At 63.6% G+C, this 26429-nt stretch carries 20 protein-coding genes and 3 tRNA genes; 3 read left to right on the forward strand and 20 right to left on the reverse strand.

The features are described from left to right. Position 1: 1 nt before the first annotated feature. From ACSU1L_RS13670 to ACSU1L_RS13680, 3 genes are read right to left on the reverse strand one after another with little or no spacing between them, the layout of a single operon-like run. Positions 2 to 679, reverse strand: a complete 678-nt coding sequence (locus ACSU1L_RS13670) for a methionine ABC transporter permease (RefSeq protein ID WP_438253106.1) — start codon at positions 677 to 679, stop codon at positions 2 to 4. After that, positions 676 to 1737, reverse strand: coding sequence for a methionine ABC transporter ATP-binding protein (locus ACSU1L_RS13675; protein ID WP_438253105.1), 1062 nt, complete (start codon positions 1735 to 1737; stop codon positions 676 to 678). The genes ACSU1L_RS13670 and ACSU1L_RS13675 overlap by 4 nt, the downstream gene beginning before the upstream one ends. 32 nt (positions 1738 to 1769) lie before the next feature. Then, positions 1770 to 2699: a MetQ/NlpA family ABC transporter substrate-binding protein gene (locus ACSU1L_RS13680; RefSeq protein ID WP_439256149.1), complete on the reverse strand. Its 930-nt coding sequence runs from the start codon at positions 2697 to 2699 to the stop codon at positions 1770 to 1772. Between the two features lie 97 nt (positions 2700 to 2796). Here ACSU1L_RS13680 and ACSU1L_RS13685 point away from each other — a divergent pair, with 97 nt between their 5' ends. Next, positions 2797 to 4104, forward strand: coding sequence for a M20/M25/M40 family metallo-hydrolase (locus tag ACSU1L_RS13685; protein WP_439256150.1), 1308 nt, complete (start codon positions 2797 to 2799; stop codon positions 4102 to 4104). Between the two features lie 29 nt (positions 4105 to 4133). Here the strand turns inward: ACSU1L_RS13685 and rraA are convergent, their stop codons facing one another. Both rraA and ACSU1L_RS13695 read right to left on the reverse strand, forming a co-directional pair. After that, positions 4134 to 4601, reverse strand: coding sequence for a ribonuclease E activity regulator RraA (gene rraA / locus ACSU1L_RS13690; RefSeq protein WP_439256151.1), 468 nt, complete (start codon positions 4599 to 4601; stop codon positions 4134 to 4136). Positions 4602 to 4712: 111 nt separating this feature from the next. After that, entirely contained in the window at positions 4713 to 5102 is a 390-nt protein-coding gene (locus ACSU1L_RS13695) for an SHOCT domain-containing protein (RefSeq protein WP_439256152.1), read from the reverse strand. Positions 5103 to 5345: 243 nt separating this feature from the next. Here ACSU1L_RS13695 and ACSU1L_RS13700 point away from each other — a divergent pair, with 243 nt between their 5' ends. Together ACSU1L_RS13700 and ACSU1L_RS13705 are read left to right on the forward strand one after the other, a co-directional pair. Beyond that, complete coding sequence (locus ACSU1L_RS13700) at positions 5346 to 5555, forward strand: heavy-metal-associated domain-containing protein (RefSeq protein ID WP_438253101.1); 210 nt, start codon at positions 5346 to 5348, stop codon at positions 5553 to 5555. A 46-nt stretch (positions 5556 to 5601) separates the two neighbouring features. Further along, positions 5602 to 7848 carry a heavy metal translocating P-type ATPase gene (locus ACSU1L_RS13705; protein ID WP_439256153.1) on the forward strand — a complete coding sequence of 749 codons (2247 nt, stop codon included), beginning with the start codon at positions 5602 to 5604 and terminating at the stop codon, positions 7846 to 7848. A gap of 80 nt (positions 7849 to 7928) precedes the next feature. Here ACSU1L_RS13705 and ACSU1L_RS13710 read toward each other — a convergent pair. The 15 genes from ACSU1L_RS13710 to ACSU1L_RS13780 all read right to left on the reverse strand — a co-directional run bounded on the left by ACSU1L_RS13710 (position 7929) and on the right by ACSU1L_RS13780 (position 26407). Continuing rightward, positions 7929 to 8002, reverse strand: a tRNA-Met gene (locus tag ACSU1L_RS13710). A 34-nt stretch (positions 8003 to 8036) separates the two neighbouring features. Then, positions 8037 to 8108: transfer RNA gene (locus ACSU1L_RS13715), tRNA-Thr, on the reverse strand. 67 nt (positions 8109 to 8175) lie between these two features. Continuing rightward, on the reverse strand, positions 8176 to 9204 hold the full coding sequence (locus tag ACSU1L_RS13720) for a M23 family metallopeptidase (RefSeq protein WP_439256154.1): 1029 nt from the start codon (positions 9202 to 9204) through the stop codon (positions 8176 to 8178). A gap of 259 nt (positions 9205 to 9463) precedes the next feature. After that, positions 9464 to 10258, reverse strand: a complete 795-nt coding sequence (locus ACSU1L_RS13725; RefSeq protein WP_439256155.1) for an inositol monophosphatase family protein — start codon at positions 10256 to 10258, stop codon at positions 9464 to 9466. An 8-nt stretch (positions 10259 to 10266) separates the two neighbouring features. Beyond that, positions 10267 to 11409 carry a hypothetical protein gene (locus ACSU1L_RS13730; protein WP_439256156.1) on the reverse strand — a complete coding sequence of 381 codons (1143 nt, stop codon included), beginning with the start codon at positions 11407 to 11409 and terminating at the stop codon, positions 10267 to 10269. A gap of 60 nt (positions 11410 to 11469) precedes the next feature. After that, the gene (locus ACSU1L_RS13735) at positions 11470 to 12267 is read right to left on the reverse strand and encodes an enoyl-CoA hydratase/isomerase family protein (protein ID WP_438253096.1); all 798 of its coding nucleotides are present in this window, start codon (positions 12265 to 12267) and stop codon (positions 11470 to 11472) included. A gap of 57 nt (positions 12268 to 12324) precedes the next feature. Continuing rightward, positions 12325 to 12819 (reverse strand): FBP domain-containing protein, encoded by a 495-nt coding sequence (locus ACSU1L_RS13740; RefSeq protein ID WP_439256157.1) that lies wholly within the window; start codon positions 12817 to 12819, stop codon positions 12325 to 12327. Positions 12820 to 12828: 9 nt separating this feature from the next. After that, positions 12829 to 13707 (reverse strand): bile acid:sodium symporter family protein, encoded by an 879-nt coding sequence (locus tag ACSU1L_RS13745; RefSeq protein ID WP_438253094.1) that lies wholly within the window; start codon positions 13705 to 13707, stop codon positions 12829 to 12831. Positions 13708 to 13834: 127 nt separating this feature from the next. Beyond that, positions 13835 to 13919 (reverse strand) — tRNA-Tyr (locus ACSU1L_RS13750). Positions 13920 to 14006: 87 nt separating this feature from the next. Beyond that, positions 14007 to 14927, reverse strand: a complete 921-nt coding sequence (locus tag ACSU1L_RS13755; RefSeq protein ID WP_439256158.1) for a carbohydrate kinase family protein — start codon at positions 14925 to 14927, stop codon at positions 14007 to 14009. Positions 14928 to 15130: 203 nt separating this feature from the next. Further along, on the reverse strand, positions 15131 to 19006 hold the full coding sequence (gene rpoC, locus ACSU1L_RS13760) for a DNA-directed RNA polymerase subunit beta' (RefSeq protein ID WP_439256159.1): 3876 nt from the start codon (positions 19004 to 19006) through the stop codon (positions 15131 to 15133). Positions 19007 to 19059: 53 nt separating this feature from the next. Then, positions 19060 to 22560 (reverse strand): DNA-directed RNA polymerase subunit beta, encoded by a 3501-nt coding sequence (gene rpoB, locus ACSU1L_RS13765; protein ID WP_439256160.1) that lies wholly within the window; start codon positions 22558 to 22560, stop codon positions 19060 to 19062. Between the two features lie 202 nt (positions 22561 to 22762). Further along, entirely contained in the window at positions 22763 to 24433 is a 1671-nt protein-coding gene (locus ACSU1L_RS13770) for an ABC transporter ATP-binding protein (RefSeq protein WP_438253089.1), read from the reverse strand. Positions 24434 to 24455: 22 nt separating this feature from the next. Next, a complete protein-coding gene (locus ACSU1L_RS13775; RefSeq protein WP_438253088.1) occupies positions 24456 to 25406 on the reverse strand; it encodes an ABC transporter permease in 951 nt (316 codons plus the stop codon). Then, positions 25403 to 26407 (reverse strand): ABC transporter permease, encoded by a 1005-nt coding sequence (locus ACSU1L_RS13780; protein WP_438253087.1) that lies wholly within the window; start codon positions 26405 to 26407, stop codon positions 25403 to 25405. The genes ACSU1L_RS13775 and ACSU1L_RS13780 overlap by 4 nt, the downstream gene beginning before the upstream one ends. Between the last annotated feature and the right edge of the window lie 22 nt (positions 26408 to 26429).

Below are 26429 nucleotides of genomic sequence, written 5' to 3' on the forward strand. Positions count from 1 at the left end.
CCTACCGCCGCAGCACGCGTTGCGCGAGCCAGTTGCCGAGCAGCTGACCGACCTGAACGATCACGATGACGATCGCGACGGTGACCCAGGTGACCTCCTGGTTGAACTGCTGGTAGCCGTAGATGATCGCGAAGTTTCCGAGTCCGCCGCCGCCGATGTATCCGGCCATCGCCGACATGTCGACGACTGCGATGAACATGAACGTGTAGCCGAGGATCAACGGCGCAAGCGCCTCGGGGATCACGACGCCGAACAAAATAGAGATCCGCTTCGCGCCGATCGCGAGGGCCGCCTCGACGACGCCGGGATCAACAGCGACGAGGTTCTGTTCTACGACGCGGCCGATCACGACCGCCGCCATGATCGTCATCGGCACGATCGCAGCGTCCGTGCCGAGGGTCGTTCCGGCGATGACCTTTGTCACCGGCCCCACGGCGGTGAGGAAGATAATGAATGGGATCGGGCGGATGACGTTGATCACCAGGTTCATCAGGTTGAACACGACGCGGTTGCCGAACAGGTTTCCGGGGCGCGTGGCGTAGAGCACCGCACCGATCAGAAGACCTGCCACACCGCCGATCAACAACGTGACAACCACCATGTAGATGGTTTCCTGGATCGACTGCATCAGCACCGGGCTGAGGGAACTCCAGTCGGTGGCGAGTTTTGCGCTGTTCATTCTGCGACCGCCGATCCGGATGCCGCGACTGCACCTTCGGCGCGGAGAACCTCGGCCCTGGTGCGCACGGAGAGATCGGCAACGACAGCGGCGCTGGCATCCGCCGCCGCCTGCACGCGATACGTGAGCGTGCCGAGCTGGCGCCCACGGATATCCGTGACTCCGCCGAAGACGACCGCGCGGCGCACGGCGTGCTTCTCGAAGATCTCGTCAACATCCTCGCTGGTGAACTCGTTGATGTCGACGCTGATCAGCGTGCCACCGCCGGCGAGCAGGGCTTCGCGAGTCTCGCCGGTCGGTACGCCCTGGGTCACCGCAGCGACGAAGCGCTCGGTCAGCTCGGCCCGCGGATGCGCGAACACACGGTACGTGTCGCCGCTGTCGACGACCCGGCCGCCGTCCATCACGACGACCTGATCGCACAGCTCGTGAACGACCGAGATCTGATGAGTGATGACGACGATAGTGATGCCGAGAGTGCGATTGATCTCGCGCAGCAGCGCCAGCACCTCACCGGTGGTCTGCGGGTCGAGAGCGCTGGTGGCTTCGTCTGCGAGCAGCAGTTCGGGGTTCGCGGCGATCGCACGGGCGATGCCGACGCGCTGCTTCTGCCCGCCAGAAAGCGCACGCGGGAACCGGTCGGCTTTGTCGCCGATGCCGACGAAATCGAGCAGTTCGGTGACGCGCGGACCGATGTCGGCCTTCTTCCAACCGGCGACCTTCAACGGATACGCGACGTTGCCGCGCACCGTCCGCGAGGCGAACAGGTTGAACTGCTGGAAGATCATCCCGATGCGTCCGCGCAAAGATCGCAGCTCGCTCTCGGAAGCCCGACCGACATCGGTGCCGAGGACCTTCACCGTGCCGGAGCTGGGCTTCTCGAGCCCGTTGATGAGGCGAACCAGCGTGGATTTACCGGCGCCGGAGTATCCGATGACTCCGATGATCGATCCGCTGGAGACCTCAAGATCAACGTCTTGCAGTGCGTTGACGACGGGTCCCTTGCGCGTTCCGGGGAACGCTTTGGAGACCTGTTCGAACGTGATGATGCTGTTCATAGGACCCGTCGTCGTGCGCGTGCTCGTCTGCGTTATTTGCTCTCGCGCAGCTGGTCTTCGAGGGTGGTGAGCTCGGCCCGCAGATCCGCTGCGGTCCAGTCGCCCTTGAACTGCAGGTTGTCCTGGTTCAACTCAGCGACCGCGGCCTCGACCTCGGTGGAGTGGTAGGCCTCGATGAGCGTGGCCCAGCGCGGATCGTCCTTGTCCTCGTCCTTCACGACGAACGCGTTGATGTAGGGCGCGAGCTCGGGGTTGTCGAGGTCTTCCTTGAAGATGATGACGTCGTCGCCGAGGCCGCCCTTCTGCGCCTGGGTGTTGTTGACGACAGCTGCTCCAGCGCTGCCGTCCTTGAGAGCGGTGACGGTCTGGTTCGAGTCGACCGCGAGGATCTCGATCTTGCTGTCGACGATGTCCGCCTCGGAGGAGAAAGCGTCGCCGCCGTCCTTCAGCTCAAGCAGACCTGCGCGCTGCAGGTTCAGCAGAGCACGTGCGAGGTTGGTGGGGTTGTTCGGGATCGCGACAACCGTGCCCGCGGGGATGTCTGCGACATCGGTGTACTTCTCCGAGTACAGCGCGAGTGGGTACACCGCCGTAGCGCCGACTGGCACGAGGGTTCCGCCACTGTTCACGTTGAAGTCGGAGAGGAAGATGAGGTGCTGGAACAGGTTGATGTCGGCTTCGCCGTCCTGAACGGCCTGGTTGAGCTGCACACCGTCGGTGAGGGTTCGCACCTCCAGTTCGATGCCTTCGTCGGCCAGCTTCTCCTTGAGGATCGTCCAGTGTGCCTCGACACCGTCATCGGCGGCGAGCACGATCTTGCTTTCGTCGCTGCCGGAGGCCTCGCCCGTTCCGGAAGCCGCGGCGTCACCACCCGCGCAGGCCGCCATCGACATCGTCAGCACACCGGCTGCGAGGACGCCGAAAACGGACAGGAGCTTCTTGTTCACACGGGTTTTATTCACGAGAGCGAGTGAACCACGCGCTCACGCCCGCCCCTACTCCGACGGTAACGCCGCGTAACGTGCCTCCCCCGCTCGATCATCGCTGTACGGTGATGGCGTGACTCTTCTGGAAGACGAAGCGCTCAGCTTCGTGCGCGAACTCATCCGCATCGACAGCGTCAACACCGGGGATGCGGCAACGATCGGTGATGGTGAGACGCGTGCCGCCCGCTTCGTGCAGGCGCGGCTGGCTGAGGTGGGAATCGACACGACGTTCATCGAGCCTGTTCCCGGTCGCGGCAGTGTTGTCGCGCGACTGTCCGGGAGCGATCCGGATGCCCCGGCGCTGATCGTGCACGCGCATCTCGATGTCGTTCCGGCGAGCGGGCAGGACTGGGTTCATCCGCCGTTCGGCGCCGAAATCGAGGACGGGCTGCTGTACGGCCGCGGCGCCGTCGACATGAAGAACTTCGCCGGCGTCATTCTCGCAGTGGCCCGCCACTTCGCTCGTTCCGGCATCCGTCCTCGTCGTGATCTGATCTTCGCGTTCCTCGCTGATGAGGAGAGCGGGGGCGTCTGGGGCGCATCGTGGCTGGTCGACAACAGGCCCGCGCTGTTCACGGGTGCGAGTGAGGCCATCAGCGAGGTGGGCGGGTTCTCGGTGCCGTTGGACTCCGACCGCCGCGCCTATCTGATCGCGACGGCGGAGAAGGGCGTCGGCAGTGTGAGGCTGACCGCGCGCGGTGAGGCGGGGCATGCGTCGAGGCCGCGACCGAGCGATGCCGTGCCGCGGCTAGCGGGCGCGGTGGCGCGGATCGGTGAACACCGCTTCCCGGTCGTGCGTACCCCCGCGTTGACGAAGTTCCTGTCCGAGTTCGGGCATGCGCGCGGTGTCGTTTTCAGCGATGCGAACCTGGATGCTGAGCTGGAAGAGATCGGGTTCGTCGGACGTGTTATCGCCGCAGCAGCGCGGAACACGGCCGCCGTCACGGTGTTGCGCGCCGGCGACAAGAGCAACATCATCCCCGGCAGGGCCGAGGCGATCATCGATTATCGAGCGCTGCCGCAGGGTGAGGCTTCCCTGTTGGCCGAGCTCGAACTGCTCGCTGGTGATGGCGTCGAGGTCGAGCAGTTCCGGTCGATGGATCCGATCGACTCTCCGATAGATTCGGGGCTGATCGAGGTGATCCGCGCCGCTATCGCAGACGAGGATGCTGGTGGGGTCGTCGTGCCCTATCTGCTGCCGGCATCCACGGACAATAAGCACTTCGCCCGGCTGGGAGTGCACGGGTATGGGTTCGTGCCGCTGCGCGTTCCGGACGACTTCGACGTCTACGGCCAGTTCCATGCGGTCGATGAATGCGTACCGGTGGAGAGTCTGTACTTCAGTGCCCGCGCGACCTCGCGGATCCTGCAGACGGCCTGAGGGCGATCGCTCGCCCTGGTAGTCCAGGTTCACCGCTCAACGAGGATGCCGTCTTCGTCGCTGTAGAGATGAGCACCGACTCGGAAGAGCACTCCCCCGAACGACACATCGACGTCGACCTCACCCGTGCCGAGCTTGGCACTTTTGCGCGGGTTCGTTCCCAGTGCTTTCACCCCGAGATCGAGCATGTCGATCGCAACGCTGTCGCGGATCGCGCCGTTGACCACAACGCCTGCCCAGCCGTTCACGACAGCGGATTCGGCGATCAGGTCACCCATCAGCGCTGTCTGCAGCGAAGCACCTCCCTCGACGACGAGCACGGCTCCATCGCCGGGCGTCGCGAGCGTCGACTTCACCAGGGCGTTGTCTTCCCGGCAGCGAATCGTGCGGATGCGGCCGTCGAACGCAGCCTTGCGTCCGAACGCGCGAAACTGCACCGGCAAGGATTGGATGCTCTCTCCGAGCTCGTCGTAGAGATCGGCGGTGGAGACAGGCATGGGAGTTCCTCTCGTCGCAGCAGTGCGCACATCGTCTCATGCTCCGAATGCGCGGGTGAACGGCAAAGAGGCCCCCGACCGAAGTCGGGAGCCTCTTGTCGTGCAATGAAATCAGCTCTTCGCGAGCGCTGCCGACTTGAGCTGAGCGAACTCGTCAGCGGTGATCGCTCCCGATTCCAGCAACTCCTTGGCGCGAGCAATGTCCTGGACCGGGTTACCCGCGACGGTGCGGATGTAGCTATCCGCTGCATCCTGTGCGGCGCGCTGCTGAGCAGCCGCACGCTGACTCATACCCTTTCCTCGGAAGATGAGGTAGGCGAGAGCGGTAAGCAGCGGCAGGAAGATCAGGAAGATCAACCAGACGGCCTTGGCGACACCGTTGAGCTTGTGGTCGCGGAACAGGTCGCTGATGATCGAGAAAAGCGCCATCAGGTAGGCGATGAAGACCGTGAAGGTCAGTGCCCACAGCAGCACATCCCAGATTGCAGACCAGAAAGACATTAAGTGTGACCCTTCGTCATTGATGAATGGGGTTCGACGCGTGACACGAGGGCAAGCAACTGCCGAAATTCTCGATGTCTGTACGAATCGGACCTAAGCAAAGTATGGCGTAGAAGGCATGTACACGTCCACGACGCATAAACCGTCTCAGAAAGGCATCGGGAATACCCCCCTGGGGTACTCTGTTACTCTGAGTGAACGGCCCCGCCGGGGCATCCGAGCAGACGACCAGAGGAGCAGACGATGAGCACGATCGAATACCAGGTCACCGGAATGACCTGCGGACACTGTGAGATGTCCGTTCGCGAAGAAGTCACCCAGGTCGCCGGGGTCGAGTCGGTCGAGGTCAGCGCACAGAGCGGCACGCTCGTCGTCACAGCATCCGGCCCGATCGCAGACGACGCCATCCTGGCCGCCGTTGACGAGGCCGGGTACTCAGCGACCCGCGCCTGACACAAGGAATCCCGTCCTTCCATCCGCCGTTTCCGAGGAGCACCCGATGAGCACCCCCACAACCCGAGGCGCGAGCGTTGAGCTCGAGATCGGTGGGATGACCTGCGCGTCGTGCGCAAACCGCATTGAGCGCAAGCTGAACAAGCTCGACGGCGTCGCCGCAACGGTCAACTATGCGACCGAGAAGGCGAAGGTCACCGCTCCCGCCGGGATCGACCCGATGCTCCTGATCGCCGAGGTGGAGAAGGCCGGATACACCGCTGCGCTTCCCGCGCCGAAGGCGGCTCCCATCGAATCCGACGCGGATCCTGAGCTCACGGCCCTGCGCCAACGGCTGATCATCTCGGTCCTTCTCACTGTGCCGGTGATCCTGATGGCGATGATTCCGCCGCTGCAGTTCACGTACTGGCAGTGGGCGTCGCTGACATTGGCTGCCCCCGTGATCGTCTGGGGCGCGTGGCCGTTTCACAAGGCGGCCTGGACGAATCTGAAACACGGCGCCGCAACCATGGACACGCTCATCTCGATGGGCACGCTCGCGGCGTTCTTCTGGTCGCTGTATGCGTTGTTCTTCGGAACCGCCGGCATGCCGGGTATGACGCACGGCTTCGAGTTCGCGCTTTCCCGCTCGGACGGTGCTGGGAACATCTACCTCGAGGTGGGCGCGGGTGTGACGATGTTCATTCTCGCCGGACGCTACTTCGAGAAGCGTTCCAAACGTCAGGCCGGCGCGGCGCTGCGGGCGCTTCTCGAGCTGGGCGCGAAGGATGTCGCTGTGCTGCGCGACGGTGTCGAGTCGCTCATCCCCGTTGACCAACTGCGTGTGGGCGACGAGTTCGTCGTGCGTCCCGGCGAGAAGATCGCCACCGACGGAGTCGTGACCTCGGGCAATTCGGCCGTGGATGCGTCGATGCTCACCGGCGAATCGGTGCCGGTGGAGGTCAGCGAGGGGGATGCCGTCACCGGGGCGACCGTCAACGCCAGCGGGCGTCTCGTGGTGCGCGCGACGCGCATCGGAGCGGATACCCAGCTCGCACAGATGGCCACGCTCGTGGAGGATGCGCAGACCGGCAAGGCCGAGGTCCAGCGGCTCGCCGACCGGATCTCCGGTGTATTCGTGCCGCTCGTCATCGTGATCGCTGCTGCAGCTCTTGTCGGCTGGCTCGTCGCCGGATTCCCGGTATCGGCAGCCTTTACCGCTGCCGTCGCAGTGCTCGTCATCGCCTGCCCGTGCGCCCTGGGTCTCGCGACTCCGACCGCATTGCTGGTGGGTACCGGTCGCGGCGCGCAGATGGGGATTCTCATCAAGGGCCCAGAGGTTCTCGAGTCCACGCGCAAGGTCGACACGGTCGTGCTCGACAAGACCGGCACCGTCACCGCCGGGCGCATGACACTCACCGACGTCATCGCGGAGGACGGAACGGATGCTGATGAGCTGCTGCGCCTGGCCGCAGCGCTCGAGCACGCATCCGAGCATCCAATCGCTCAGGCTGTCGCGAAGGCCGCACCGGCACCGCTGCCCGCGGTCGAAGGCTTCCGTAACATCGAGGGCAAGGGCGTGCAGGGGGTTGTGGAGGGGCACAGCGTCGTCGTCGGGCGCGAGTCGCTGCTTGCCGACTGGTCGCTCACCCTCTCCCCTGGCGTCGCCGCCGCGAAGGCCCAGGCCGAGGCCGAAGGCAAAACGGTTGTCGCTGTCGGCTGGGACGGCGCCGCCCGCGGCGTCCTGGTCGTGGCTGACACAGTCAAGCCGACCAGTGCCGAGGCGATCCGCGGGCTCGTGGCCCTGGGGCTGAAGCCCATCCTGCTGACCGGAGACAACAATGCCGTGGCGCAGCACATCGCCGCCGCCGTGGGCATTGACGAGGTGATCGCCGAGGTTCTTCCGCAGGACAAGGTCGATGTCATCAAGCGACTGCAAGCCTCGGGCAGGGTCGTGGCCATGGTTGGAGACGGCGTGAATGATGCGCCTGCGCTAGCCCAGGCAGATTTGGGGCTCGCCATGGGCACCGGCACCGACGTCGCGATCGAAGCATCCGATATCGCGCTCGTCCGCGGCGATCTGCTCAGCGCCGTAGATGCGATCCGGCTGTCACGCCGGACGCTCAGCACGATCAAGTCGAACCTGTTCTGGGCCTTCGCCTATAACGTCGCGGCGATCCCGATCGCAGCACTCGGAATGCTCAATCCGATGCTTGCCGGCGCCGCCATGGCGTTCTCCAGCGTGTTCGTGGTGGGCAACAGTCTGCGGCTACGCCGGTTTCGCAGCGTGACGCAGCGACCCGCCGCGGGGTGAATCTCGGTGTCTGAATGCCGGCATCGTAGTTCGGCTGTCAGATACGCAAAAACCCCCGACTTCCCGGGGGTTTCTATCTGTAGCAGGAGAGAGATTTGAACTCTCGACCTCACGATTATGAGTCGTGCGCTCTCACCAACTGAGCTACCCTGCCGCAAGGCATTCCACTCTCCCAAGCGAATGCTGCGAGCCCCGACCGGGATTTGAACCCGGGACCCCTTCCTTACCATGGAAGTGCTCTGCCACTGAGCTATCGGGGCGTTGTTACCTCGCTGAGGCAACCATACGAGAATACCAGTTATTCGGCGTTCTCAAAAACCGAGACGGTTAGTAGTCGTACCTTCCCGCATTCTCCTGCAGCCACGGCAGCGGATCGATGGTCGAACCGTTGACGATGAGCTCAAAATGCAGGTGCGAACCGTAGGAGCGGCCGGTGTTTCCAACCAGTCCAACGATGTCGCCGACCTTGACCTTGTCTCCGGCGCTGACGCGCAGGGAACCGTACTGCATGTGCGAGTAGTGGCTCGTGATGACCTTGCCGTCGATGACGTGATCCACGTACACGGTGACCCCGAAGTTGCCGCCGGATTCAGTCGCCGTGCGCACGGTACCGTCGGCAATCACCTGCACCGGAGCACCGTCACCGGGCACCAGGTCAATACCTTCGTGCATGCGACCCCAGCGCGCTCCGTAGCCGGAACTCATCGACACACCGACCACGAACGGCCACTGAATAGCAGCATCCGGATCATTCGTGTAGAGGTTGTTCGAGTACTGGATGCCCTTTTCCGCAGCGAGATCGATGAGCGAAGCCGTCGAGAAGCTCTCGGTGCGCTCAATCGTGTCGTTCTGCACGTCGGAGGACGCGACGTACGCCTGGATCTCGTCCTCAGCGACGTCGGATGCGACAACCTGCGAGCCAGCAACCAGCGACGTCACCGTCTGGTTCTGGGTGCCCTGCACCGCCGCGACTGCTTCTGCCGGAAGCGTCATCGAAACCGCGAGCATGCCGGCTACACCCATGACTCCCACCGTGGCACCAACGGCCAGCAGCTTGCGGCGAGCTTTGCTGCGCCGCGGTGCTACATGAATCGTGGTGGCCTCGGGTGGAAGCGACTGCTCGCGAGCGGCATCGAAAATCGACGGCTCCGCGGCAACCGCGCGAAACGCGCGCGATGCGCATACGAACAGGTCAGAATCAGGTTCGTCGACGACATCCGAAGCCCCGGACTCCACGCGAACCTGTCCGGCCGGGTCTGCCACAGCTTCGACCAACACCTCGGCGACAGCAGCAACCTGCTGCGCAACATCCGCAACAAGCGACTCGTCAACGATCTGCGTCTCGGCGGTTGCCACACGGTGACGCTCACGGATCTCACGACGCGAGAGCGGCTGCTCAGGGGCCGAGCCAGTGCCGTTCGGAGTCACCGAATTCGCGGTCCGTGCGCGGCTGGAACGGCGCGTTGGCACAGGTTCAGCCAGGGGGGAGTCGAAGGGCAAAACGGTTCTCTCGGGTACTTGGGAATCGGGGGGAAGATCTTCGAAGTTCGGGCTACGAAGATAACGAACGGGTAAACACTACCGTGATCGGTCTGTGAATGCCATGTGCGACGGTCTAGCTCTCATTGTGGAGAACAGAAGAAATCTGGGCGTGGATCTCGGGCCCAGCAGCAACGAGCATCGGCCGCTCGGATGCTGTATCCGTTCTCGTCACGACACCACCGGCTTCGGTGACCAGGAGCGCACCGGCGGCGAAGTCCCACGGGCGCAAGCCGCGTTCGAAGTAGCCGTCAAGTCGGCCGGCCGCGACATAGCTCAAATCGAGCGCAGCGGAGCCCATCCGGCGTAGGTCGCGTGCGAGCCGCATGATCTGGCGCACGGTAGCGAGGTCACCATCGTGAGTCGTCGGATCGTAGCCGAAACCGGTCGCCAGCAACGCGCCGGCCGGAGCCTCAGCGTTGACGGAGAGCCTCGTCTCCCCCAGCCATGCTCCTTCACCGTGCGCCGCGGTGAACAGTTCACCGAGCACAGGAGCGTAGACAGCTCCGGCAAGCCCGATCCACGTCTCCGGGTCGGCGTTCCCCTCGACCACGGCAATGCTGACGCTATAGGCGGGCATGCCGTAGGCATAGTTCACCGTGCCGTCGATCGGGTCGACGACCCAGGTCAGGCCGGTTGCACTGTCCGCTCCGCCCGACTCTTCACCCAGGAATCCGTCACCCGGGCGCTCAGCGCTCAACCTGTCGCGGATGAGCTGCTCTACTTCACGGTCGGCCTCTGTGACGATGTCAGCGACAGTTGATTTGGTTGCCGCCAGCAGAACGCCTTCGGCTCGGCGCAGGCGGGCAAGCTCGCCCGCTTCTCGCGCGATATCCGTGGCCAACTCCCGGAGTCGGCGAACGTCGTTCACTTCTCGGCTCACAGCGGCGGCGCCGGCGGAGGAGGAGGGAACGATCCAGGAGTCGGATGCTGACCAGGAATCGGATGCTGGCCGGGCGCAGGCTGCTGAGAAGGCGCAGGCTGCTGAGAAGGCTCAGGTTGCTGAGGCTCAGGTTGCTGGACAGGCGCAGGCTGCTGAGGCTCAGGTTGCTGGACAGGCGCAGGCGCAGGCTGAGCAGGCGCAGGCGCCGGCTGCTCCGGTGCTGGTGCGGCCTGCTCCGGCGCGACCGGTTCCGGCGTCACCGGGAAGCCCTGCGCAGAAGTCTCAATCCACGCCTGCTGCTGCGTCGGATAGCCCGTGTAATAGGCGTTCCAGTCCGGTGATCCGTCCTGCAGCACGGGCAACGGGGTCGCGCCGTCCGCGTATGTCGGCCACGGCTGGGCGGCGACCGGCGGCGCGGCAAGCGCTGGTGAAGAGCTCGCGAACGAGTTCGGCGCGTAACCATGCGGCGCAGCTGGCTTCTTCGGAGCGAACAGCGCGTTCAGCAGCGGGATGAGGGTGGTTCCGACCGCGGCAAGAATCGCCAGCGCAACGACGATGCGCCAGTAGAGGTCGCCGTAGTCGAAGGTGTGCGGGAATGCCAGGAAGAACACCAGCAGTGCAACCAGTCCGACCAGGATCGAAATCGTGACGTAGTAGATGACCTGCGTGAACGTCGTCACGTAGCGCTGCGCCGCAGCCGTGAACAGTCGCGCATGAAGCAGACCGAGCTGCAGCACACCGACGACGAGCAACAGCATGAAGAAGCGTCCGACACCCATCGTGTACTCGTCCGGAGCCTCGGGCATCCAAATCTTGATCGCACCGACCAGCAGCGCGACGATCCAGGTGATCATGCTGGCGAGCGCGAGCCAGTCCGGACGGTTCGGCGCGAGGCTGGCTTCAAGAATCGCAACGCCGGCAAAGGCCGCGAGCAGCAGGATCGTCAGGAACGCACGGCCGATGATGCCGTCCTGGTTGCCGATAAGCACCCAGATGACACAGACGATGGCGGCCGCGATCAACGCGCCGATAGCGATCCAGATCGCCCCTCTGATCAGCAGGGAGGCGTTCGTCTTCCCAGCCTCGACTGTTGTGACCTCTGACATGGTGGTCCCCTCTTCGGCCGTCGTTGCTTTCATCCTGCCACGCGCCGCCGTCGGATACCGCTGAGCTGCGGGAGTGTGGATAAACCCGACGCGTCAGCGCGCCTTCTTCGCGGATGCTTCGGCGAACGCCGCGACGCGGGCTTTCGCATCCGCCGTGTCGAAAGCGGCCCCGATAGAGCGTGCTTCCTCTGCCAGCTGATCGACGAAAGTGCGTTCGGGGCGCGAGCGCACCAGCCGCTTGGCCTGGCCGTAGGCGCTGGCTGCACCGGCGAGCCAGAACCGTGCGATCTCCTCGGCTCGCGAGCGCACGCGGTCTGCTTCTTCCGCGGCATCCGCACCTGCCACGATCTCGGCGGCGATCCCCCACTCGAGCGCCTCTTCGGCTGTGAGGAGGCGGTCCTGCAGAACGAGCTGCAAAGCGCGGCGCTGTCCGATAGCGGCGGCGAGCTGCGCGGATACCGACAGGTCAGGGGTGAGTCCGATATTCGCGTACAGGCTGCCTACTTTGGATCGTCCGCCGATGACGGCGTAGTCCGAGCAGAGCAGGATGCCGAGGCCACCACCCGCCGTCGTACCGTGCGCTGCCGCCACCACCGGGATCGCGGACTCTGTCAGGGCACGGATGCCGATATTGATGACGCCGGCGAGATCGGCGATCTGCGAGCCCTCACCCATCGTCGTCGCCATGTCGAGGACGTCCCCGCCCGCACAGAAGGCTGGCCCCGAGGCATCGAGCAGAATCGCCCGAACATCATCTCGCGTCGTCGCTTCGATCGTCGCGTCACGCCATGCCTGAGCCAGATCGGCGTTGAAGGCGTTGAGGCGGGTCGGACGGTTCAACGTCAAACGCGCGAGGCCGTCATCGACCGAGAACAGGATGGCATCGCTCATGGCATCTCCTTTGAAGCACTGGGTGGGACTGGGATTCAGCTTAGCTGCGACCCGAAGTCAACCGGTCTCCTCCTGCACACGCGCGACGAGACGCTCCATCCGTCGGCGCGTGCCGTCCAACCGGAAGTCGACCTGCCCTTCGGCGCGCACTTCATTGGGCGCGAGCGGATGCGCCAGCCGCACACTCTCGTGACAGGAAAGATCGGCGCATATGTACGTGCCGACGCTGTCACCGCGGTGCCCAGCCGCACCGGAACGACGAGCAGTGAACAGCGCGACCTGATTTCCCGGCTGCATCGTATGGCAGATGTTGCACATTCCGGAGCGCGTGCGGCCGGGGTCATTCGGCCGCAGAACGATGCCGGTCACGCCTTGATCGGTCTGGATGACCACGCAGCCACGTTTACTCGAGGCCGGGTCACGCCAGGCGAGAAAGTCGTGGAACTCCCAATCGATCAGCAGGAAATCGTGCGGCATCTCGATGAGGGCGAGTTCATCCTCCGTGGCGTTGATGAAGGATGCACGGACCTCAGATTCTGTGAGCGCTCGCATCTGTCCAGTCTATGAAGCCGTTGCAATGCGGGGCTCGCGATCACGGCCGCGGATGAGGAAGCCGAACCCGAACGCGATGAAGAACATGAGCACGCCGTACACGGCAGCGGGCAGACTCAGCTCAACCGATCCCAGCACCGTCTGTGCGATCACGATCGCGAGGGTCGCGTTGTGGATGCCGATCTCGAACGATGTCGCGATCGCCTGGCGCCGCCCAACCTTCAGCGCCCGCGGCACGAAGAATCCGATGGCGAGGCTGATCAGGCAGAACAGCACGGTGATCAGGGCGAGGCGAGCGAAGTTATCCACCAGGAGTTGCCAATTGGACGCCACAGCTCCGCCGATCACGACGATGAGGATAATCACGCTCGCAATGCGAACGGGTTTGTCCATACCGGCGGCGAACTTCGGCCAGAAGTGGCGAACGAGCATACCGAGCACAACGGGAAGCAGTACGATCGCGAACACTTCCAGCGCCTTCGACCACTGCAGCCCGAGCTGGTCGTCAAACGGATTGAAGTACATGATCGCGAAGTTCGTGATCAGTGGCAGGGTGATCACCGCGATCACCGAGTTCACCGCGGTCAGCGAGATGTTCAACGCGATATCGCCGCGGAACAGATGACTGTAGAGGTTTGCGGTCGTTCCTCCTGGCGAGGCCGCCAGCATCATCATGCCGACGGCGAGCACCGGCGGGAGCTGGAACAGCAGCACGAGTCCGAAGCAGACAACCGGCAGCACAACGAGCTGACAGACTAACGCGACGAGCACCGCCTTCGGCTGTTTCAGCACTCGTGCGAAATCCGCTGGCGTGAGGCTCAATCCGAGCCCGAGCATGATGATGCCGAGTGCAACCGGCAGTCCGATGGTGGTCAACGCTGATCCCATGACCCTCAGTGTGGCCGAGAACGAGCCTCGGTGCCACTATCCCGGGTCGACCATTTTCCGGTGGCCGTACTCGCCGAAGCTGAAATGGCTGAAGGCCCCGCTTTCGCGAGGCCTTCAGACAGGGTTTTGGTGGCGAGTACTGGATTCGAACCAGTGAATGCGTAGCAGTCTGATTTACAGTCAGATCCCTTTGGCCGCTTGGGTAACTCGCCAGGTGCACACCCGTCCAGCCTGTTCAGCCAACCGGGGGCGCGAGTATCAAGCATACCCGCCAGAAGCGACTGCAAGAAATCGAAAGCTCAGCTGCCCCGAACTCCGCGATCACCGGCATCCAACGACTCCGGCGTGCGCAGCAGACCACCCTCGGCGCGACATGTTGCAGCGGCGACATCCATCGCCCGGTCCAACAGCTTCTGCCACTCCCCCGCCACTTCCGGGCGCGCGCCGACGAGGCCTTCCGCAACGGCGGAAAGAGTCGCGTCCCCGGCGCCGACGGTATCGACAATGGGTCCGGGCAGGGTCGCGATCGGCGCTTCAAGGAGACCGGCATCTGACTCCAGCACGGCACCATCTGATCCGGCGGTCGCGAGCACCGCCTCCGCACCCAGTGCGCGCAGTCGCACCCGTAGTTTCGTTAGATCGCCGTCGTACAGCAGCGCGGCATCGTCTGCGCCGACCTTGACGATGGCGGCCCCGGCGACGAGCCTCTCGAACCCGCGGACGAACTCATCCCGGTCGCTGAGCATGCCCGATCGCGGGTTCGGGTCGATCGCGACGCGAACGCCGGCAAGGGCGTCAGCGACAGCATCCACCTCGCCGGGCACATCAAAGGGAAAACAGCTGATCACAGCGAGATCTGCGGCCTGCAGAGCCTGTCGCGCTTCTTCGCCATAACGGATGCTGCGGCGCTGAGCTGCTTCGTTGAAAACATAGGTCGGCTCACCATTCGCGTCGCGCTGCACAACTGCTCGCGACGAGCCGTGCGGGGCAACGCTTTCGATCAGCTGCACCTGGTGATCACTCAGGTACTCACGAATGTGAGCGCCTGCCTCGTCATCACCGACCATCGCGATGAGCGTCGTCGGCACGCCGAGACGCCGGAGCCCGACCGCGACATTCAACGCGGCACCTCCGACCAATTCGCGCACGCCGCCGGCGTCGTGGATCTCGTCGATCAGGGCGTCACCGATCACCACGGCACTGGGGGAATTCTGCTGCATCCTGCCATTCTGTCGCATTCGGCGCCGCCCACACGCGTTCCGGTCGCACTTGACGCCGCCCCGCATGCGTTCCGGTCGCACTTGACGCTGCTATAACGGTGTTTTAGCAACACGAAGTGCGACCGGAACGGGTGTCGCGGGGCCGGGGAACGGAGAAGGCCCCGGTTCCTGTCGGAACCGGGGCCTTCTCAATGGACTATCGCTCAGTTATAGGTACCGGGCGTGACGTCGTCCGTTGAGAACGCGTCGAAGTCGACGTAGCCGAAGTCGCCCTCAGCGTACGCACCGTCGGATGCGAAGATCCGGTTCGGGTAGCGCTCGCTCTTGGCTTCTTCCGTCGCCTCGACAGTAATGTCGCGGTACTTCGCAAGACCGGTTCCGGCGGGGATGAGCTTACCGATGATGACGTTCTCCTTGAGACCGATCAGCGGGTCGCGCTTGCCTGCCAGAGCAGCCTCGGTGAGCACGCGGGTCGTCTCCTGGAACGACGCAGCCGACAGCCACGATTCGGTCGCAAGCGACGCCTTCGTGATACCCATCAGCTCCGAACGGCCAGAAGCCGGACGCTTGCCCTCGGCCACGGTCTCGCGGTTGATCGCCTGGTAACGCTTGAGGTCGACCATCTCACCCGGCAGCAGAGTCGTGTCGGCGTGATCGACGACGGTGACCTTGCGGAGCATCTGGCGGACGATGACCTCGATGTGCTTGTCGTGAATCGGCACACCCTGCGAGCGGTACACACCCTGAACGCCGTTGACGAGGTAACGCTGTACCTCGCGGGCACCCATGACACGCATGACCTCCTTGGGGTCAAGCGTGCCGACCAGGATCGGCTGACCGACGGTGACGTGCTGGCCGTCTTCGACGAGAAGCGTTGCACGCTTCAGCACCGGGTAGACAACCTCTTCTTCACCGTTGTCGGGCGTAAGGATGACCTTCTTGCCCTTGTCGTTCTCGTCGATCGTGATGCGGCCATCGGCCTCAGCGATCGGCGATGCACCCTTGGGGGTACGAGCCTCGAAGAGCTCTTGCACGCGGGGCAGACCCTGGGTGATGTCATCCGCCGATGCCGAACCACCAGTGTGGAACGTACGCATCGTCAGCTGGGTACCGGGCTCACCGATCGACTGTGCGGCGATGATACCGACGGCCTCACCGATGTCGACGGTCTTACCCGTCGCCAGCGAGCGGCCGTAGCACTGTGCGCAGACACCGACGGCCGAGTCGCACGTCAGCACGGAGCGCACCTTGATGGTGTCGACACCGAGCTCGACGAGACGGTCGATCAGAACGTCTCCGACGTCGTCACCAGCCGAGGCGAGAACCTCACCCGACTCGTTCACGACATCGGCAGCCAGCGTACGAGCGAACACCGAGTTCTCGACGTTCGCGTCGCGCACGAGCTCACCCTGCGAGTTCGGAGCGGCGATCGGGAGCTCAAGGCCCTTCGACGTGCCACAGTCCTCTTCGCGGATGATGACGTCCTGCGAGACATCCACCAGACGACGGGTCAGGTAACCCGAGTCGGCGGTACGCAGAGCGGTGTCAGCCAGACCCTTACGGGTACCGTGCGTCGCGATGAAGTACTCCGCAACCGACAGCCCCTCGCGGTACGAGGAGATGATCGGGCGAGGGATGATCTCACCCTTCGGGTTGTTCACCAGACCACGCATACCGGCGATGTTCCGGATCTGCAGCCAGTTACCACGAGCACCGGAGGACACCATGCGGTTGATGGTGTTGTCCTCGGGGAAGTTCTCGCGCATCGCGACCTGAACCTCGTCCGTTGCCTCGGTCCAGATCTTGATGAGCTCCTGACGACGCTCTGTGTCAGTGGTGAGACCCTTCTCGTACTGGGACTGAACCTTCGCAGCCAGCTTCTCGTGCTTGGCGACGATCTCCTTCTTGTTCGGAGGAGTAAGGATGTCGCTCAGAGCAACGGTCACACCGGAGCGCGTTGCCCAGTAGAAACCGGCGTCCTTGATGCGGTCCAGCGTCGCAGCCGTCTCGACCTTGGGGTATTCCTCGGCGAGCTTGTTGACGATCTGCGACAGCTTGCCCTTGTCGGCAGGTTCGCGGACGAACGGGTAGCCCTTCGGGAGCGTGGCGTTGAAGATCGCCTGGCCGAGCGAGGCATCCAGCAGGTGGTGACGCTCGTATCCCTCGGGCGCTTCGCCCTCGAGGAACGTCAGTCCCGGAATACGGATGCGGACCTTCGCCTGCAGGTCGAGGGTGCCCTCGTCCTTAGCCAGGATCGCCTCGGAAACCGAGCCGAATGCGCGGCCCTCACCCTTGGCGCCGTCCTTGACCACCGTGAGGTGGTGAAGGCCGATGATCATGTCCTGCGAAGGCAGCGTGACCGGACGACCGTCCGACGGCTTCAGGATGTTGTTCGATGCGAGCATCAGAACGCGAGCCTCAGCCTGCGCCTCAACCGACAACGGCAGGTGAACAGCCATCTGGTCACCGTCGAAGTCAGCGTTGAACGCTGCACACACGAGCGGGTGAAGCTGGATGGCCTTGCCCTCGACGAGCTGCGGCTCGAACGCCTGGATACCCAGGCGGTGCAGCGTAGGTGCACGGTTCAGCAGCACCGGACGCTCGCGGATGATCTCCTCGAGCACGTCCCAAACCTCGGGACGGGTGCGCTCGACAGCGCGCTTGGCAGCCTTGATGTTCTGCGAGTGACCGAGGTCGATCAGACGCTTGATCACGAACGGCTTGAACAGCTCGAGAGCCATCTGCTTGGGGAGGCCACACTGGTGCAGCTGCAGCTGCGGGCCGACGACGATGACCGAACGGCCAGAGTAGTCAACACGCTTTCCGAGCAGGTTCTGACGGAAGCGACCCTGCTTACCCTTCAGCATGTCGCTGAGGGACTTCAGGGCACGGTTTCCGGTACCGGTGACGGGGCGACCACGGCGACCGTTGTCGAACAGCGCGTCAACAGCCTCCTGCAGCATGCGCTTCTCGTTGTTGACGATGATCTCGGGGGCACCGAGGTCGATCAGACGACGAAGACGGTTGTTGCGGTTGATCACACGACGGTAGAGGTCGTTGAGGTCGCTCGTTGCGAAGCGGCCACCATCGAGCTGCACCATCGGGCGCAGCTCCGGCGGGATCACCGGAACGACATCCAGAACCATGGCTGCCGGGCTCATGCCGGTCTCCAGGAACGAGTTGACGACCTTGAGGCGCTTGATCGCGCGGATCTTGCGCTGGCCCTTGCCCTCGGCGATCTGCAGGTGCAGGTTCTCCGATTCGGTCTTCAGATCGAAAGCTGCCAGGCGACGCTGGATCGACTCGGCGCCCATGTAGGCCTCGAAGTACTGACCGAAGCGGTCCTGCAGCTCGTGGAAGACGTCGTCCTCGGGACGAAGAGCGCCGACCTCGAGTGTGCGGAAGTCTTCCCACACGCGCTCGAGCTTGGCGATGGCCTCGTCTGCGCCCTTGCGCAGCAGAGTCATCTCCTTCTCGGCGGCATCCTTGACCTTCTTCTTGGCGTCGGCCTTTGCACCCTCAGCCTCCAGGGCTGCGAGATCATCTTCCAGCTTCGTCATGCGCTCGGCGATCTTCGCGTCGCGACGATCACCCAGCGTCTTCAGCTCGAGGCGGACGTTGTTCTCCTGGGTGGCGAGGTCGCGGTGACGAGCATCCTCGTCAACCGAGATCACCATGTAGGCGGCGAAGTAGATGACCTTCTCGAGGTCCTTCGGCGCCATGTCCAGCAGGTAGCCCAAGCGCGAGGGGACGCCCTTGAAGTACCAGATGTGGGTGACGGGTGCGGCCAGCTCAATGTGGCCCATGCGCTCACGGCGGACGGAGCTCTTGGTGACCTCTACGCCGCAACGCTCACACACGATGCCCTTGAAGCGGACACGCTTGTACTTACCGCAGGCGCATTCCCAGTCGCGGGAAGGTCCGAAGATCTGCTCGCCGAACAGACCGTCCTTCTCGGGCTTGAGCGTGCGGTAGTTGATGGTTTCGGGCTTCTTGACCTCACCGTAGGACCATCCGCGGATGTCGTCAGCGGTAGCCAGGCCGATGCGAAGCTCATCGAAGGTGTTTGACTCGAGCACTAGTTCTCCTGTGTCTCAATAAAATTTCAGCGAAATCGGGCGCTGTCGAAGCGTCAGATCTCGTCGATCGAGGCGGACTCGAATCGGCTGGAGATGTTGATACCGAGCTCTTCCGCTGCGCGGAATGCCTCGTCGTCAGTGTCGCGGAGGTTGACCGCGGTGCCGTCAGCCGAGAGGACCTCGACGTTCAGGCAGAGCGACTGCATCTCCTTCATGAGCACCTTGAACGACTCGGGGATGCCAGGCTCCTGGATGTTCTCGCCCTTGACGATCGCCTCGTAGACCTTCACGCGGCCGAGGATGTCATCAGACTTGATCGTGAGGAGCTCCTGGAGCGCGTATGCCGCACCGTAGGCCTCAAGCGCCCACACTTCCATCTCACCGAAGCGCTGTCCACCGAACTGTGCCTTACCACCGAGCGGCTGCTGGGTGATCATGGAGTACGGTCCGGTCGAGCGGGCGTGGATCTTGTCGTCCACCAGGTGGTGGAGCTTCAAGATGTACATGTAGCCCACCGAGACCGGCGCAGGGAACGGCTCGCCAGAACGACCGTCGAACAGGACCGTCTTTCCGGTCGAGTCGATCAGGCGGTGGCCATCGCGAGTCGGCAGCGTCGAGTCGAGAAGACCTGCAATCTCGTGCTCTTCAGCGCCGTCGAACACCGGGGTGGCGACCTTGGTGCCAGGAGCGGCCTCGAAAGCGACCTCGGGCAGCGTTGATGCCCACTCCGGGTTACCTTCGACCTTCCATCCCTGCTTGGCGATCCATCCGAGGTGGGTCTCCATGACCTGGCCGAAGTTCATACGTCCCGGGATACCCAGCGGGTTCAGGACGATGTCGACCGGGGTGCCATCCGGAAGGAACGGCATGTCCTCGATCGGGAGGATCTTCGCGATGACACCCTTGTTGCCGTGACGGCCAGCAAGCTTGTCACCCTCGGTGATCTTGCGCTTCTGAGCGATGTAGACCACGACGCGGCGGTTGACACCGCTGCCGAGCTCGTCATCGCCATCTTCCGCGTTGAACTCCTTGACCGCGATGATCGTGCCCTGCTGACCGTGGGGAACCTTCAGCGAAGTGTCGCGAACTTCACGGCTCTTCTCGTTGAAGATCGCACGGAGCAGACGCTCCTCAGCGCTCAGCTCGGTCTCGCCCTTCGGCGTGACCTTGCCGACGAGGATGTCGCCGGGGCGAACCTCGGCGCCGATGCGGATGATGCCGCGCTCGTCGAGGTCCTTCAGCAACTCGGGGCTGACGTTGGGGAGGTCACGGGTGATCTCCTCCTTGCCGAGCTTCGTGTCGCGGGAGTCAACCTCGTACTCTTCGATGTGAATCGAGGAGAGGGTGTCGTCCTTCACCAGGTCCTGGCTGAGGATGATCGCATCCTCGAAGTTGTAGCCTTCCCACGGCATGAACGCGACGAGCAGGTTCTTGCCGAGCGCGAGCTCACCGTTCTGGGTGGCGGGACCATCAGCGATGATCTCGCCGACCTCGACCCGCTCGCCTGCGGAGACGACGACCTTCTGGTTGTAGGACGTGCCCTGGTTCGAGCGGTCGAACTTGCGCAGGTAGTACTCCTGCGTTCCACCCTCGTCGAGCTGAACGACAACGCGGTCTGCGGAGACCTCGGTGACGACACCGGCCTTCTCAGCCGAGATGACATCACCGGCGTCGATGGCTGCGTAGCCTTCCATACCGGTTCCGACCAGCGGCGAGTCGCTGCGCAGCAGCGGCACAGCCTGACGCTGCATGTTCGCGCCCATGAGCGCGCGCTGTGCGTCATCGTGCTCAAGGAACGGCACGAGCGAGGTTGCAACCGACACCATCTGACGCGGCGACACGTCCATGTAGCCGATCTCGGCGGGCTCGAACATGTCGACCTCACCGCTACCGCCCTTAGGACGAGCAAGCACGTGGCTGTCGAGGAAGGCGCCATCCTTGCCCAGCGGCGCGTTGGCCTGAGCAATGTTGAAGTCAACCTCTTCGGCTGCCGTGAGGTAGTCGATCTGGTCGGTGGCCTTGCTGTCGACGACGCGGCGGTACGGGGTCTCGATGAAACCGAAGGCGTTGATGCGCGCGAAGGTTGCCAGCGAACCGATCAGACCGATGTTCGGGCCTTCAGGGGTCTCGATGGGGCACATGCGGCCGTAGTGCGACGGGTGAACGTCACGCACCTCGACGCCTGCGCGGTCACGTGAGAGACCACCGGGGCCGAGGGCCGAGAGGCGGCGCTTGTGGGTCAGACCCGCGAGCGGGTTGTTCTGATCCATGAACTGCGACAGCTGCGACGTTCCGAAGAACTCCTTGATCGCGGCGACGACAGGACGCACGTTGATCAGGGTCTGCGGCGTGATCGCTTCGATGTCCTGTGTGGTCATGCGCTCGCGAACGACGCGCTCCATACGGGACAGACCGGTGCGAACCTGGTTCTGGATGAGCTCGCCAACGGCGCGGATGCGACGGTTGCCGAAGTTGTCGATGTCGTCCGTTGCCATACGGATCTCGGCCTTCTTGCCGCCGCGGAGGGCGGTGAAGGTCTCATCGCCACGGTGCAGACGCACGAGGTACTTGATGGTCGCGACGATGTCTTCGACCGTCAGCACCGAGGAGCCCAGCGGCTGGTTCAGGCCCAGCTTCTGGTTGATCTTGTAGCGACCGACCTTCGCGAGGTCGTAGCGCTTCGAGTTGAAGTAGAAGTTGTCCAGCAGCGCACGGGCGGCCTCAGCGGCAACCTGCTCGCCCGGACGGAGCTTGCGGTAGATGTCGCGAAGCGCGTCTTCCTTGGTGAGGATGGTGTCCTTGGCCAGCGTCTCCTCGATCGAGGGGAAGCCACTGAACTCAGCGAGAATCTCTTCGCTGGTCATGCCGAGGGCCTTCAGGAACACGGTGACGGACTGCTTGCGCTTGCGGTCGATGCGCACGCCGACCTGGTCGCGCTTGTCGATCTCGAACTCGAGCCATGCACCACGGCTCGGGATGACGCGAGCGGAGACGATGTCCTTGTCAGAGGTCTTGTCCGGGGACTTGTCGAAGTAGACACCCGGGGAGCGCACCAGCTGCGACACGACGACACGCTCGGTGCCGTTGATGATGAACGTGCCCTTGCCGGTCTGCAGGGGGAAATCACCCATGAAGACGGTCTGAGTCTTGATCTCACCGGTCTGGTGGTTCATGAACTCGGCTTCGACGTACAGCGGAGCAGCGTAGGTCTTGCCACGCTCCTTGCACTCGTCGATCGAGTACTTCTCCGGCTCCAGGTACGGGTTCGTGAAGCTCAGCTGCATGGTCTCGCTGAGGTCTTCGATCGGGGAGATCTCCTCGAAGATCTCCTCCAGACCACTGAACTCATTGAGGTCCGTACGGCCGGCCTTCTTGCCTTCGGCGAGACGGGTCTTCCACGCTTCGTTGCCGACGAGCCAATCAAACGACTCGGTCTGCAACGCGAGAAGGTCAGGAACCTCCAGCGTGTCGGAGATCTTGGCGAACGAGAGCCGCGAGACGCCGCGCCCGTTCTTGTTGGTGGTGGATGTGGATGCGTTGCGAGCAGCAGCCAAGGGAATAACCTCCGTGAGCCCCGCAGGGCTTCTCGATTCCTTTGTCGTCAGGTGAGTGCGCGTTCGTATGCTCAACAACTGCCGACCACCATATGAGGGCAGGGAGAACCGAGGCGCAAAGATCAACTATACGTCGGATTTCGCGACATGGCAAGCGGAATCCTTGACCAATTCCGGATGCTGCGGTATTGGCATCCGTTCGTCAGGAGGCGATGTTGAGTTCGTTGCCGGGAATGGACGCCAGCAACCGCCGTGTGTACGGGTCTCGAGGGTTCGTGAAGATCTCCTCACTGGTGGCCGCCTCAACGAGTGCGCCGTCCTTCATCACGCATACGTAGTCGCTGATCAACCGCACGACGGCCAGATCGTGCGAGATGAACAGATAGCTCAGCCCGTACTCGCGTTGCAGGTCGCCCAGCAGCGTCAGGATCTGATCCTGCACGAGCACATCCAGCGCCGAGACCGGCTCATCGCAGACGATCAACTCCGGCGACAAAGCCAGCGCCCGAGCGATTGCTACGCGCTGACGCTGACCGCCGGAGAGCTCTGCCGGGTACCGGCGCAGCATCGACTGCGGCAGCGCCACATCATCCAGCAGTTGTCGCACCCGTTTACGCCGATCGGCGCTATTGCCGCGCCGGTAGAACTCCAGCGGTTCAGCGATTAGACGCTCGATCGTGAACATCGGGTTCAGGCTCGAATACGGATCCTGAAAGATCGTCTGCACGCGCTGCCGGAAGTCGCGCGTCTCCGCACGGCTGAGCGCGGAGATGTCTTTGCCCTCGAACGTGATCAGGCCACTGGTCGGCTCGATCACCTTCAACAGCATCCGCGCTGTCGTGGTCTTGCCCGACCCCGACTCCCCCACGATCGCGACCGTCTCGCCCCGAGGAATCGCCAGGGAGACATCGTCGACGGCGACGAAGTCCTCGCCGCGACCGCGCACCGGGTACACCTTGGTGAGGTTCTTGATCTCGACGATGTTGTCGGATGCGACGGAGGCACGTTTCGCCTCGCTCCGCTCACTCACCGACCGGGTCTTGTCGGATGCCGCAGTAAATGCCGCCGGCTGCAGGCGCGCCACCGCGACCGACGGTGCCGCCGCGACGAGGGACTGCGTGTACGGATGCTGTGGGGCTTCCAGGATCTGCTTCGCCGCGCCCTGCTCCACAACCTTGCCGCGGTGCATCACGATCACGCGCTCTGCCCGCTCCGCCGCCAGGCCGAGATCGTGCGTGATCAGCAGCACCGCGGTGCCGAGCTCGCGCGTCATTGCACCGATCTGATCGAGAATCGTCTGCTGCACGGTGACATCCAGCGCACTCGTGGGTTCGTCCGCGATCAACAGGCGCGGATTGCACGCCAATCCGATCGCGATCAGTGCACGCTGGCGCATGCCGCCGGAGAACTCATGGGGGTACTGCTTCGCCCGCTTCTCAGCATCCGGAAGCCCCGCGGCTTCCAGCGCCTCGACGACCTTCGCAGACACGTTCTGCCGGGTGGCGAGACCGTGCGCGAGCAGCGTCTCGGCGACCTGCGTTCCGATCTTGGCGACCGGGTTTAGGTTCGACATCGGGTCCTGCGGAACGAGCCCGATGTCGCGCCCGCGAATCTTCTGCAGCTCGGACTCGGATGCTTTCGAGATCTCCGCTCCGTCTAACCGGACGCTGCCGGCGGCGATGCGTCCGCCACCGGCCAACAGCCCGATGATCGCCATGGCCGTGGTGGATTTGCCGGAGCCGGACTCCCCCACGATCGCGACCGTCTCGCCCGCGGAGATCTCCAGGCTCACGCCCTCGACCGCGTGCACGACGCCGTCGACGGTATTGAAATCCACGGCGAGATCCTCAACAGAGAGGAGGGGTGCGGTCATGCTCTGCTGCTTCATCGACATATCAGCGTGCTCTCGTTCTCGGGTCCATGGATTCGCGCAGCGCCTCGCCAAAGAGGGTGAAGCCCAGGGCTGTGACGGCAATACAGATACCCGGGAAGAACGCCAGCCACGGCGCAATCGCCAGTTCACTCTGTGCGTAGGTCAGCATCCGCCCCCATTCCGCCGTCTCCGGACGCCCGCCGCCGAGGCCGAGGAACGACAGCGCTGCCGCATCGATCACGGCCGTCGCCAGGGTGAGTGTTGCCTGCACGATGACGGGGCCGATCGCATTCGGCAACACGTGCGACATGGTGATCCGTCCGCGGCCGAGGCCCAGTGTCTGCGCGGAGAGCACGTAGTCGCTTGAGCGCTGCTGCAGCATCGATGCGCGCAGGAGCCGAGCGAAGATCGGCACCTGTGAGGCACCGATGGCGATCATGACCGCAGATGGCGTCTGTCCCAGGATCGCCGCGATGGAAACCGCCAGCAGCAGGTTCGGCACCGACAGGATGATGTCGACGATGCGCATGATGACCGTGTCCACCCAGCCGCCGAAGGTTCCGGCGATAAGGCCGAGGATCATGCCGCCCACCAACCCGATGGCGGTGGAGATGACGCCGACCATCAACGATGCCTGCGCACCCCAGATGAGCTTCGACAGCACGTCGCCGCCGAATCGGTCCAATCCGAGAGGGAATTCCGGGAGCTCACCCGGACCCGGAATATTCGTCGGCGTGATGAACTTCGCACCGGGAAGAGCGGTCTCCGGATACGGCGCCAGCAACGGAGCGAGAGCCGCGATGAGCAGGAAGATGAGCACGATGGCCGCGCCGATCCATGCGGTCGGATTGTGCCGCAGCCGGCGGAAGACATCACGCCAGAAGCCGCCGGTGCTGTCTTTGAGTTCGGACTGTGCGATGGCAACGGTGTCGATGACCTCGCCGCCCTGTGCTGGTGGAAGCGGAACGCTCATTGCACCCTCACTCTCGGGTCGATGAAGCTATAGGAGACGTCCACCGCGAGGTTGATCAGCGCGTAGGCGATGGCGATGAAGATGATGAAGCCCTGCAGCACGGGGAAGTCACGGGTGAAGATGGCCCGCGCCAGGAACGAGCCGATGCCGGGGAAGGCGAACACCGTCTCGGTCAGCACCGCCCCCGAGATCAGCAATCCCGTCTGCAGACCGATCGTTGTGATCACCGGCAGCATGGAGTTGCGGAGGATGAAGCGTCCGCGCAGCGTCGATGCGGACACACCCTTTGCGCGTCCGGTGCGCACATAGTCGGCGTTCTGCACCTCGAGCACGCTCGCGCGAGTGATGCGGACGATGATCGCCAACGGGATGGTGCCCAGTGCGAGTGCGGGCAGGACCAGATGCAGGAACGCATCCCACGACGCATCGAATTCGCCGGTGATGATGCCGTCCCACACGTAGAAGCCGGTGGGATGAGTGGCATCTATTCGCGGGTTCTGGCGCCCGTCCGAGGGCAACCAGCCCAGCTGGACGGCGAAGATGTATTTCAAGATGAAGGCCAGGAAGAACACCGGAATGGTGATGCCGACCAGGCTCAGCACAACAGCAGCGTGATCGCTGAACTTGCCGTGTCGTCGCGCCGCCCAGTATCCCAGCGGAATGCCGACGCCGACCGCGAAGATCAGAGCGGTGATCGACAGTTCAATCGTCGCGGGGAAGCGGCGGAGGAACTCTTCCAGCACCGGACGGTTGGTCTGAATAGAAGTGCCGAAATCGCCCTGCAGCAGCCGACCGATCCAGATGAAGTACTGCTCGATCAGCGGCTTGTTGAAGCCATAGAGTTCGTTGATTCGGGCGACGGCTTCTGGCGTCGCCTTCTCTCCGAGAAGTGCGACCGCCGGGCCGCCGGGAAGAGCTCTGACCCAGGCGAACAGCAGAATGCTCAGGCCCAGCAGAGTCGGAATGAGAAACAGCAGTCGCCTGCCGATGGTGCGCAGCAAAAAGTACTCCCAGCTTTTCAGG

This window comes from Microbacterium sp. A94 (assembly GCF_051842855.1).
Lineage (GTDB): Bacteria > Actinomycetota > Actinomycetes > Actinomycetales > Microbacteriaceae > Microbacterium.